Origin of the sequence: Neobacillus sp. 19, assembly GCF_049463095.1 — a bacterium.
Classification (GTDB): Bacteria; Bacillota; Bacilli; order Bacillales; family Cytobacillaceae; genus Neobacillus.
On the sequence record NZ_JBMPZU010000063.1, the window covers coordinates 72518 to 84725 of the forward strand.

Annotated in this window: 11 protein-coding genes; 6 read left to right on the top strand and 5 right to left on the bottom strand. The window is 38.0% G+C overall.

Annotated features, from left to right (window positions below; all coding sequences use genetic code 11):
* The first annotated feature begins 121 nt into the window (after positions 1-121).
* The 3 genes from ACO1D1_RS21065 (at position 122) to ACO1D1_RS21075 (ending at position 1822) form a co-directional block, all read left to right on the top strand.
* Positions 122-487, top strand: a complete 366-nt coding sequence (locus tag ACO1D1_RS21065; RefSeq protein WP_423336979.1) for a winged helix-turn-helix transcriptional regulator — start codon at positions 122-124, stop codon at positions 485-487.
* A 286-nt stretch (positions 488-773) separates the two neighbouring features.
* Positions 774-1409, top strand: a complete 636-nt coding sequence (locus ACO1D1_RS21070; RefSeq protein WP_423336980.1) for a lysozyme inhibitor LprI family protein — start codon at positions 774-776, stop codon at positions 1407-1409.
* Positions 1410-1525: 116 nt separating this feature from the next.
* Positions 1526-1822 (top strand): hypothetical protein, encoded by a 297-nt coding sequence (locus ACO1D1_RS21075; protein WP_423336981.1) that lies wholly within the window; start codon positions 1526-1528, stop codon positions 1820-1822.
* A gap of 120 nt (positions 1823-1942) precedes the next feature.
* On the opposite strand, the gene ACO1D1_RS21080 is transcribed toward ACO1D1_RS21075, so the two are convergent.
* The 3 genes from ACO1D1_RS21080 to ACO1D1_RS21090 form a co-directional block, all read right to left on the bottom strand.
* A complete protein-coding gene (locus ACO1D1_RS21080; RefSeq protein ID WP_423336982.1) occupies positions 1943-3298 on the bottom strand; it encodes a S8 family peptidase in 1356 nt (451 codons plus the stop codon).
* A gap of 317 nt (positions 3299-3615) precedes the next feature.
* Complete coding sequence (locus ACO1D1_RS21085; RefSeq protein ID WP_423336983.1) at positions 3616-3894, bottom strand: hypothetical protein; 279 nt, start codon at positions 3892-3894, stop codon at positions 3616-3618.
* A 393-nt stretch (positions 3895-4287) separates the two neighbouring features.
* Entirely contained in the window at positions 4288-4386 is a 99-nt protein-coding gene (locus ACO1D1_RS21090; RefSeq protein WP_149872066.1) for a YjcZ family sporulation protein, read from the bottom strand.
* A 349-nt stretch (positions 4387-4735) separates the two neighbouring features.
* Between ACO1D1_RS21090 and ACO1D1_RS21095 the strand changes: the two genes are divergently transcribed.
* From ACO1D1_RS21095 to ACO1D1_RS21105, 3 genes are all read left to right on the top strand, one after another.
* The gene (locus ACO1D1_RS21095) at positions 4736-5125 is read left to right on the top strand and encodes a YybH family protein (RefSeq protein WP_423337007.1); all 390 of its coding nucleotides are present in this window, start codon (positions 4736-4738) and stop codon (positions 5123-5125) included.
* Positions 5126-5394: 269 nt separating this feature from the next.
* Complete coding sequence (locus ACO1D1_RS21100; protein WP_423336984.1) at positions 5395-6294, top strand: GNAT family N-acetyltransferase; 900 nt, start codon at positions 5395-5397, stop codon at positions 6292-6294.
* Positions 6295-6899: 605 nt separating this feature from the next.
* On the top strand, positions 6900-7109 hold the full coding sequence (locus tag ACO1D1_RS21105) for a hypothetical protein (RefSeq protein ID WP_423336985.1): 210 nt from the start codon (positions 6900-6902) through the stop codon (positions 7107-7109).
* Between the two features lie 13 nt (positions 7110-7122).
* Here the strand turns inward: ACO1D1_RS21105 and ACO1D1_RS21110 are convergent, their stop codons facing one another.
* Together ACO1D1_RS21110 and ACO1D1_RS21115 are read right to left on the bottom strand one after the other, a co-directional pair.
* On the bottom strand, positions 7123-9276 hold the full coding sequence (locus ACO1D1_RS21110; protein WP_423336986.1) for a discoidin domain-containing protein: 2154 nt from the start codon (positions 9274-9276) through the stop codon (positions 7123-7125).
* Positions 9277-9298: 22 nt separating this feature from the next.
* The gene (locus ACO1D1_RS21115) at positions 9299-11119 is read right to left on the bottom strand and encodes a discoidin domain-containing protein (RefSeq protein WP_423336987.1); all 1821 of its coding nucleotides are present in this window, start codon (positions 11117-11119) and stop codon (positions 9299-9301) included.
* Positions 11120-12208 lie beyond the last annotated feature (1089 nt).

A 12208-nucleotide genomic window follows, 5' to 3' on the forward strand; every position in this document is an offset into this window, starting at 1 on the left:
ATTTACTCTCTAGCACATTGTCTAGTATACTAGGTATGTTATAAAACTAAAAGTACGCACTTTAATCGCATATAGTGCTAAAAAGTATACTAAGGAGTAAAATAAAGGAGAGGTGAAGTAAATGCCAAATTTAGGAGAGAAAACTTTTAATTGTGAAAAGGAATTAACGCTTGCCGTTATTGGCGGTAAGTGGAAAATGTTAATTTTATGGCATCTAGGCAAGGAAGGAACGAAACGATTTGGTGAATTAAAATCCCTTATGCCAGGTATTACGCAAAGAATGCTTGTAAGTCAATTACGAGAACTGGAAGATCATTTAATCGTGCATCGAGAAGTTTACCCTGTCGTTCCACCGAAAGTGGAATACTCCTTGACTGAGTATGGAAGAAAACTTATGCCAATTTTAGAGGCTATGTATGAATGGGGCAAAAATTATATTGAGCATGTAATGGAAAAGGAACCTGAGCATCCATCTGCTGTTAAGTAGAAAAAATTCCTTTTCATGCTTTCTAATAAAAAAGTCTTGAACAGTGATTTTTACACGATGCTGCTCAAGGCTTTTTTCCTTTTTTATTATTTTTCCCTATATGATCTCGATGCTATGATGGGCCCGTTGGCCTTTTAGTTTAAACGGAGTAGATTTTAAAGAGTGGCAAGAACAGCAAATTGGTGTGACTTGTTATAATGATAATATTGCCAGTTAAGGAAGGAATTATGGGGAAATTCTGCAAAACTACATACGGGATTTTCATTATAAAAAGGAGGCCTATAGTATGAAAAATAATAGGAAAATTTTAACAGGAATGATTTCTGTGGTATTTGTCATTTTGTTAGCTGCTTGTGGAAAATCATCTGAAGAGTCAAGTGCTAAGTTGGAAAAACAGTCACAAAATAACCATTTATCTCAAAAAACAAAGGACGATTCTTCAAATGATGATTCGATAGAAAGCTCCGCCAATACCGACGCCAATAATAATGACACAAACGAAAAAGTGGATCCATCAAACAATGTACCGGCAAAAGATGAAGACTCGTCGACTCATAATGCTGCAGTGAGTCTGAAGGATGAGTACCTTAAGAAATTAAATGATACAAAAAAAGAAATGGATGAAATGAAACCAACAGATTCATCAACATTCGCTGCGAAAAAAGTGGAAGGAGATCGATTTGATGTTTGGGATGGATTGTTGAATGAAGTGTATGGAGTGCTAAAGGAGCAGCTTTCTACAGAAGAGATGGACCAATTGAAAATTGAACAACGGAATTGGATCAACTATAGAGATAATACAGCATTAGAGGCATCCCAAAAATATAAAGGCGGTACACAGGAACATTTAGAATATGTCGCTGTGCTAGCAAATCTTACAGAAGAAAGATGCTATAAGTTGGTTGAAGATTATATGGAATAGGTTCCAACATAGGGGCTTCGCGAATTTTTAAGTATTTTTGGGACAAACATCCACACTCGGAGACAAGACCAATCATAGTTTATCTAAATGAGTAGAAAAGAGAGGAGAAGAAGTCATTGGCGGGGAATGATAATAAACATAAACAAGAAGAAAAAATGGTGGAAGAACAAATCATCCCTTTAGAAAAATACAATTTAGTTCACAATTGGAAACTCATCATGCAATTCGATTTTTCTTTATTTATAAACAAAGATGAATTTGTCATTATTAATAATAATGATGAATATATAGCTCGTTTTAGTATTACCGATGTAGGGGTAATCGAACTAAAAAAAACCGCATCTGAATTAACTCCGAAGATTGATTTTAAGAATAGAATGATAAAGATCCCTAACTATTACAAAACTCGGTGAATTTGTATTTTATGCAATCAATAAGACTATATAAATCAGAAAAGGGCTTGCCAAAACTGATGTCAGTTGGCATGCCCTTTTTAATATCAATTAAATGATATGGGATAGCTTAATTTATCATTAGTATTTCAATGCGTTAACGGCATTGATTAATCCCTTACCGGACTTTTCATCGGATCCTGGTTTGAATACATCTTCTGCAGATTTCAGAATAATGTGTTTTACTTGGGCGGGGTTCAATTGATCCTTCCCATGTTGGGCAATAATGACGCCGGCAAGTGCTGCAACTTTTGGAGCAGCCATGGAAGTTCCTGCTTTATAACCCCAACCGCCTGGAACTGTAGCCAAGCATAAATAAGAATTATCTCTTCCCTCTTTTGTTTCAGGATTATAGTTAGGGCCTAAATCTCCACCTGGAGCCATTACATCAATTTTACCTACTCCATAGTTTGAGTAATAAGCTAGATTCTTCAATTGACCGCCTGCAGAAACTCTAATCAAGTTCTGATTGCTTGGGCTTCGATGTGTAGCACCTTTATCATCACCAGAAAGTTTACCAGGGCTGCTAATATCAACGCCATTATTCCCGGCAGAACCTACAACAGTAACGCCTTTTTTGATGGCATAATTAATCGCACGGTTAAACATTTGTACATCCGCTACAACGTCTTTCGTTGCATATTCTGGGTCCTGGAACCAATCGTAGCCGCCTAATGACATATTTACCACATCGACATTATCGTCAGCAGCTGTCATTAATGCTTCAGCGATATTTGCAGTGGAAGCCTCTCCTGTAGGGCCAAAGACACGATATGACGCAACTTTAAGGTCAGGACCTACTCCCAACGTTCTTCCTTTTGCTGCGATTGAACCTGCTACATGTGTTCCATGACCATTTTCGTCCTTTGGATCAGAATAGCCAGGAACAAATGATTTCCCGTAGGCATAATTCGCTTTTAAATCTGGATGGGTATAATCAATCCCTGTATCGATAACGGCAACAACAATATCTTCCCCTGAAACTGATTTACCTGTGCCACCAGGAAGAGTCCATGATTCTCCATTATTGGTTACTTGTTTAATATCCCATTGATTCTGTTCGTATAAATCTGGTTTAACGGATGCAGCTTCCTCATAGGAGAACGTTGCTTCTACAGATGGTGCCTCAGCATAAACTTTGTTTTCTACGTTTGCTTCAGATACAATGGAAGAATTTTTAACTTCTTTTAGGAAATTAGGATTGCTTGAGGATACCTCAACAGCCCCGAGTTTTTCCAACCTTTGTTGAACTTGTCCACCAGCTTTTTTTAGTAAATCCTCGTAACCAGTTGGTAGTTTAGCTTCATCTTTAAAAACTACTATGTATTTCTTTTCAACTGCTTGGGCATGTCCTACCCCTGCACCACTTGCAAAAACAGTTGATGCACATAACGTTAGGCTAAGTGCACCTGCCAAAAAACCTTTCTTGATTATCATGAATTGGCCTCCTTTATATTTACTAATTTTCATTATATTTCAAATTATTAGTTGAACCATCTTCTTTTTTCGACATTGTTAAATCGATAAAAATCCCTAAGCATTACTTTTGGATGAAGAAAATAACATTATATTCCTCTGTATAAGAGGAAACTAGTAAAATATCATCCATTCACAAGGAAGGAAAGACGGCATTTATGCAGATTTTGTCGAAATTAGCATGCTATTTCCCTAGATAGATTTTCTAAGAAAATTTCAAAGTTGGATTCAACGAAATTTATAAAATAAATACCCCTCGGCTATAGAGGGGAAAAGTCCTATTTATTACGGTATACAGGAGATCTTCTCCTTTTAACCACTCCGCTGCCGCCAATGGATGGTTTGAAGTCTTGGTCAAAGATCTGCCCATTGATTTTTCCATTGATAGTATTTGTGTTATTTGTAATGACATTATTAATACCATAACTTCCACCAATGCTTAGATTATACTGCCTGTTGGCGTCCATTCCATTAATAACCGTTTCACCAACATTGATTGCTGCACTGGGTTGGGGAGAGTTTACAAAAATAACTCCTATTTTTATAATTGAAGGCAAGCTTTTTATCCTCCCATCTTGCTCAGTCTTAACAAATAGTAAGCAACTATTTATTCAAGCTATTACTAATATGTATATAAATTCTGGACAAGTTATGTAAGGGGCAAACATCACTAATAAGGATAAAATCAACGTTTTTCCTAAGAAACATCTATACCTAACATGCTTCGGATGCCATTGCTGTTTGTCATTTAAACCTCCCCTTTTTTTAAATTAATGTAATTATTCTCAATGGGATTATAAAAAGTCCCTGAAAAAAATGAATAATTTAGTTTGAAAATTGATAACTTTTGCGGCTCAACAAAAAAAGAAGCGTGGCCACGCTTCAATACCGTTCAGTTTAAGGAGGTTTTCTTACTAGTTTTAGAATTGGCGGCTTATTCTATTACAAGCTTAGTAACCTCTCATAAATTGTGTACCAACAATAATCAACAGGATGAAAAGAACAACGATTAAAGCAAACGATGAGCCATGTCCATATCCTTCTGACATAAAGTATCACCTCCTTTATCCAAGGTTAGTACATCCTATGATAATTCGAACTTGAGTGATATGGACAAGCATGGAATTATACTGAAAAAATAATATTGTCGCAGTTCGGCCAAATTGTGCAAAAGCTCGGTTGGGTTGGTTACCTAGAGTTATAGTTCATGCTGTCATCCAGTCGTTTTTTTCAAAATCCAAACATATCTGATTTCTTATTGAACTAGAGGGTGCAAGAGTTATAGAAGTGATTGCTGGGGCGGTCATTTTTCCGTTTGTGCTAACAGGAAGGTTAGCTGAAAAGGATAATAGTAATAATTGGAGAATATATGTGTTAAATGAGATTAGGAGGGATATGATGGAACACGAATTAAAGGAAGTTATTAAGAAATGTGATATCGCAATAAAACAGGAAGATTTTGATTTGCTAATGAATTATTATACTGATGATGCCATCTTGGTTATAAAGCCAGGTATGATTGCACGAGGCAAAGAGGAAATTAAATCAGCATTTATAAAAATTGCAAAATATTTTAATAACAGCCTTACCCCAACACAAGGGGAAATGATTATACTAGAAGCTGGCGACACTGCCTTAGTTATATCCCAAACCTTTCTCGAAGCCGATAAAAATGACAGTGACTATTCAATGGATAGACGAGCAACATACGTATTTAAGAAAAGCCCACAAGGCGAGTGGCTTTGTGCAATAGACAACTCGTATGGAACGGATTTAATTATCAAATAGTCATATAGTAGTTTGTAAATGATTATATCTTGGTTTTTGTATTTTTCCTATTGCTAGCCAAGTACGACATTAAAGATTATATTTTTGATAGCTTCAATCATATTAATCTAACGGCCTAGCCCGTCTATGAGCGGATTATGATGTTCAATGAGCGAATTTGCAGTTTCAATGGGCGAATTTCAGTGTTTAATGAGCGAATTTTGCCATTCAATGGGCGAACCCTAGAAAGCCTGGAATTATTTGTTGTTGTTGAAAAGGAGGTAAGTGCTGTGCAGCTTAAGAGCCTTGATGAGGTAAATATTAATGACTTTGTTGCTTATTGTTTAAAGCATCGAAATGAGGTAGATGATTCTTTTCTTTATGACCAGGACTTGGAACATTTTATGTTCAGTTCGGAAAACCCTACTTATCTAGTGTATAGTCCAGCCAATGAAGTCCTTGCCGTTGTCTCTTTGATTATTGATGATTACCATCGAAGGGGGAGAAAGGGACGTTTTCGCATCTTCCATTCAGAAGTTGATAGCCGGGAAACATACCTTCTTCTTTGGAATGCACTCAAACCGCATTTGGAAGGTATTGATCATGTATTTGTGTTTGTACCTTTCACAAATAACCAGCTGGTTAGTAGAGTTGAAGAGTTAGGGTTTCAAATTGAGCGCTATACGTACGTGCTCGTCAGGCAAGAAAAAATGACACCGTTCTATCAGCTTCCGGAGGGGTATCAGATCAGACCTTTTAGGTCAGGGCTTGATGAGGATTCTTGGTGTTCAGTACGAAACAAAAGCTTTGCGACCGTAAAGGGAAACGAAACGCCGATTACCCCAGATATGGTATCTAAAATGGTCTTGGACAAAGATTATATTGATGGGGGTATGCTCGTCCTCTATCACTTTAATCATCCAATAGGTGTGATTAAGGGGGCAAGTGATGCTTACGATGGAAAGCCAATTATGAACATTGGGACGGTTGCTATTGACCCTGATTATCAAGGAAAGGGATTGGGAAGGTGTCTTCTCCGGGCGGCACTTCAAATGGCAAAAGATAAAGGATATGACCGGACGATACTATGTGTGAATGCTGATAATGAAGGGGCATTGGCTTTGTATCTTAAAGAAGGTTTTATCCAAGCAGAGGGTGTAATTTGTTACACGTATAACTTAATTAAATGAATTATCGTGAGTCCAATTAGAATAATCTAATAAAATATACAGGGGGGAAAATCGTGAACGAAATGCATCCAATAGGGTGTATAGGATGCATTTCAGAAAAATATCCCAAACAAAATGCATCCAATGAGGTGTATAGGATGCATTTCAGAAAAATATCTCAAACAAAATGCATCCAATGAGGGGTATGGGATGCATTACAGAAAAAAATCCTGAACGAAATGCATCCAATGAGGTGGATAGGATGCATTTCAGAAAAAAGTTCCAAACGAAATGCATCCAATGAGATGGATAGGATGCATTTCAGAAAAATATCCCAAACAAAATGCATCCAATGAGGTGGATAGGATGCATTTCAGAAAAATATCTCAAACAAAATGCATCCAATGAGGGGTATAGGATGCATTACAGAAAAAAATCCTGAACGAAATGCATCCAATGAGGTGGATAGGATGCATTTCAGAAAAAAGTTCCAAACGAAATGCATCCAATGAGATGGATAGGATGCATTTCAGAAAAATATCCCAAACAAAATGCATCCAATGAGGGGTATAGGATGCATCTCAGAAAAAAATCCTGAACGAAATAGATCCAATGAGGTGTATAGGATGCAAAACAGAGAAAAAATCCCAAACAAAATGCATCCAATGAGGGGTATAGGATGCATTACAGAAAAAAATCCCAAACGAAATGCATCCAATGAGGTGGATAGGATGCAATTCAGAAAAATATCCCCAAAAAAATGCATCCAACAAGAAGTATTGGATGCATTTTTAAATAGAAATAAAGGTGGAAATCTTTCTGGTTCAGTGCTTTAAACGGTCTCCACCATTACTTTAATTCAGCAATGATCTCGAGCAATTGGGCAGCGTAGTTTTTGTCAAGATGCTTGCCAGATTGAGCCTGAATTTCGTTTACCAAGGCTTTCACGCCGTTTTGGATTTGTTTTTCGTCTCCAGAAGCTTTTTGAATCTGGTCAACCTTGGCAAGAAGGCTGTTAAGAATGCCTTTGTTTGTGATTAGCCCTAGATAAAAGGCCATTTTTAGTTCCTCATCTAACCCGTCTATCGTCACTCTAGGGGCTTGTATCTTAGAATGCAATGAGAATTCAGCTGCGCTTGCAAATCCGTTCACGCCATCTTCAATAATAAATCGGACAAATTTTGCTTTCACTCCGTTTAAATCAATGGTTCGAACGGCCGGGGTGTTGCTCCAAGTTCCAGAAGCTGCATCTTCATAGCTTTCCCCATCCGTACTGACCTGTAAACGATATTTTACTATACGTCCGTTGTCACCGCTTTGTCTAGGTGTATAAACAAATTTGCCAAGTTCAGTTTCTTCAGCAAGCTCCATGTTTACTTCATATGGAAGCGGCGGATTTTTGCTCCACTTGGAGTGCCAAAAAGTGTTTACATTCCCATCAAACGCAAGCTTAATCGGCCCTTCCGCAGTCGTGTCCCCCTGGGCTGTTTCTTCACTTGTGGCGGTGATCTTCATTGTTTTAGGGTCGATTCTTGTTGGGTCCACAAATTTTCCTTTTTCTACATGTATGGAAGAAATGATCCCACGAACCGAATCCGTTGCACTGCCAATTCGTTCAAGCGGTAATACTAATGTATTGAAAGGCATGCTTGTTTCGGTTGTTAGTGGTATTTCCTCACCATTCACAAATAATCTTGTTTTCTCCAATTCTGTTACAAATGTGAGCGTTGTTCTTTTACCACTCACTAACTTGTAATCGAAGGAATAGGAGCGGTTTGCATAATCGTAACCTACATAGCCATCTTTATTTACGGCATAAATGGTGGCATGTGTTTTATTCGGTCCAGCATGGCTTTCTTCTGCTAGGATTTGTGTGCCGTTATTATCCTTCAATGTCAAAGTGACATTCATAACAGCATTCGGTCCCAGATTGGATAAACCAGTTTGCGCATAGCTCTTACCGCCATGTAATTGTAGGCCCAGTCCATCTATTAAACTTGCATTATCTTTTTCTCCAATGTCATAGCCATTTTTACTATTGTCCTTGTTCCCTTTAGTAAAATCATAATCGATAACTGTTGAATCAACTGTTTTGATATCAAATTTTGGATTCGTATTCGGAGCATACCCTGCCTTCTTTGCAGCCTCATTGAAGTTTGCGTAAGTAACATTTGTCGTATCGCTTCCCCAATTCTTTTGTGCAATGGCCGGTATTGCCTCAAACACGCGGTCAAACATATCATATGGAGTAATTCCGTTTTCAAGTTTGCCAACCTTGTCATTCCATAAAGCGAACATACCGCCCAAGAATTGCGGGTTCGATTCGTTGACAACTGTCCCATTGGAGAACCTATTTGGCTGATAGCTATTGTAAATGGTTTGCGGATTCAAGCGATCCCTATAGTAACCTGCTCTTGGCACCATATAAACTTGGCCGTCATCAATGTTAATGATATCGTATCCTTGATTCAGCATTTGCCCCGGATTAGCCCAGCCTGTATTCCAAACCTGCAATTGTACATCTTTAGACGTAACCGGTGTAGCGCCGCTTTTATTCGAAAGGCTTCCCCACAGGCGTACAGTACGCTGTTTATCGTCACGAACGAATTTCAACATATTATCGACATAGGCACGATAGGCTTCTGCTCCTCCATAATACTCATCACTTCCAATATGGATAGGAACGTTTTTAAATACTGGATTTTCACCATCCAAGTACTCATTATAGATGGATTTAATAAACGGCAAGGTATCCGGATGGGATAAATCAAGCATGGCTGCCGCTTCTTCAGGTGGTTTGCCGTTCAGAATTTGACCTTTATAGTAAAGATCGGGCCTTACCTTTACCATAGACAAGGCGTGTCCCGGTGTATCAAACTCGGGAACAATATCCACTCCATAATTCTCGGCATCGGAAATGAATTGATTAAATTCCTGCTTTGTATAATAACCATCTTGTGAGGTTAACGGAACACCATTTTGTCCAACGATATTGGACTCCAATCTGAAACCGGCATGAGCATTTTCAATGGCATCTTCGATTTGAGTTATATAAATGCATTTCTAATTCATTGTCATTTAAATGAACTTGGAAGTCATTCAATTTGTAGTAGCTCATATTCTTGACATACTCATAGAGATAATCAAGATCTGTAAATTTACGACCAACATCCAACATGAACCCACGGATTTTATACTTCGGATAATCGCGAATTAATCCATTTGGGATCGCATTCGAATCGCTTTGTTTCAAGAGTTGGAGCAGGGTCCTGGTTGCATAGAAAGCCCCGGTATACTCCTCCGCCGTCACGACAATATTGTTATTCTGAATTTCAATTCCATAGCCTTCTTCACCGTATACACCGGCTGTATCCTTTTTGAAAATAATCGCATTGGTGTCTTTTGTTCCCATCGATAGTTTAAGTCCCTCTATGTCGATTAAATCCTGTTGAAAAACTTCTGCTGCCTTTTGGAAAGCAGGTTCCTGTACCACTAAGGCAGTTGAATCATCAACTGATTTTGTTCCCTCCAAACCATACCATTCTTGAAGGGCAGGGATGACGATCGGCTTTTCATTTTTTCCTTCATCGTTATAGGCTCCATCTACAGAAACAGTAAATTCCTTTGACTCGGTTTTCGTATCTTTCTTTGTTAATTTCAGGGTTACTTTCACACTTTTATCTGTTAATGGCGTAAATACGTTTCCTTCCAAGTCAATAACAGGTAAAGCGTTGCTTCCCACAACCGCAATTTCTCCATTTGCTGCTTTTGGAATGTTAAGTGTTCTTGTTTCTTCATTTACCGTTAGGGAGGTGATTTGTTCAAGTGAAGTGATTTCTGATGGTGCTTCGTTATTCCAAGTGGAGTACACTTCCACTTCATTGATGCCAATATTCGGCCAGTTTATGGTGCCGCCATCATATTGGGTTATTTCTAGTTTTAAAAATCTGGCATTTACTGGACTTGATATGTTGATTGTTTGACGTTGAAGATCGGACTTTTGTGTCTGTCGATAGAATGGGAAATACTGCGTTCCATCCTCTGAATATGTCAGGTTAAAGGCAATAATATTGGTTCGCTCCCAATCAATGATGACTGCCTGAAGTTGCGTCAGGGCTTTGAGGTCAATAGTTAATGTTCTTGGAACATTGTTAGCTTTATCGGTGGACCAACGTGTATTGTAGTCACCATCTACAGTATTACCAGCGACAAAGCGAGTTCCCGCTTCCGTATTTGAAGCGGTTGCAGTTTTCCCAACCGCCACATTATCAGTTTCAACCACAACTGGCTCTAAGCTTTCTAAAACCTCAAACTCATACACGGAGACAGTTGCCCAATCCACATCTTTTTCTACATTCGGGGAATTCGATACAAAATCCGTGATGACTAATCTAACTATTTTAGCTGTTTCGGCATTAGACAGCTTAATGGTTTCTATCCATTGATTTTTATTATCCGTAGAATGATACACATTTTTAAAGTTTACCCCATCATTGGACACCTGGATGGAGTATGTATTTACATTTTTTCGTTCCCAATGAATTTTAAATCCTTGAATGGTTTTTGCTTCGGGATACTCCACTTTAAGCCATTTAGGATTTTCCTTTGAGGCCAATCCTACTGTGCTAGCCCATCTGGAATCCTTACTCGTAAACCGATTATAATGTCCGTCAAACGCTTTTTCCGGACCAAATGCTGCGGTTTCAGATCCTGATGACGTGTAGATTGGTTCCGTGCCCGCTTTAGCTTCCAGCGAAAGTCCTGTCAAAAACGATGGTAGAATTAATAGAATAGTAAGCAGCACACTAATCGACCTTCCAAATAAACTTTGTGACAAACTTTTCAAAATGATATCCTCCTCTTAAATGATTTCTTAGAAAGGAGAGAATCACCCCATTCAAATTCTCTCTTTCCTTTTTCAATAATGATAAGACAATTATCTATTAGGTCATTAAAACAGTTGAAACGCGTTCTCCTCCTTTTCATAAAAATAAAAAGGCATGGGGGAAATAAAAGGAAGTGCATTCCTTTTACTTACCACCATGCCTGTTCGCATCAGTAACATGTGATACATATGAACTAATCAGAACTAGTGTACCATTAATCAAATTAAAATTGATGGGTCTAAATTCCTATTTTTACAAAATATTCCGCGAAGTTAATTGCCGTTATTTTTATTTGGGTTATTTTCAAACTTTGTCGGGCAACTGAATATACAGTGTCGTGCAATCCAGATTAACGGTAGCACAGCAGTAAACTGGACAACTCAATGATTAAAATTATATTCGTTTTGGAATTTAGTCTAATTTCAGAATAAAGAACTCTAACCTAAATGATTAACGTTCTGTTCATGATGGAAGCGAACACGCAGGTGGCGAATATCTGGTGGTCCCAGTATTAGATTCAATAAAACGATCTCTGATTATGCGAATGCCCAGACGCTTCTAAAGTAAGACTGAACGATACGATTACGAAGGTCAGGAACAGTGTTTTAATATAGGGTTGGAGTTGGAGGAGAACAATGGAAGTTAACAATATCTCTTAAAGCAACAGAATATTGATTCCATCTTCCGCCGAAAAACCTATAGCCATAAACTCTTTGATGCCCGACAGTCGTCAAAAAAAACCAGAATTTGTCTCCGTTTCTAAGCCACAAATACGTGAAACGAAAGATACAATTTTCAAGACCCCAGGGATTCTGAGCATGGGTTGGATTTTGTCTTATATATACCATAATTCGAGGTTCACTCCTTATTGAAATTAGACATATAACCAGTTTATGATCAGGGTCAAAGCCTGGATTGGATGTATGCCTAGTAGCCCTCCTACATTCAAATATGAATAAAGAAGCTTATATGAAGGATGGGGCAACTATTTTGATTAAGAACGGTATCTCTAATCCCGAGTAAATTATCAACAGTATAAATAAAACATG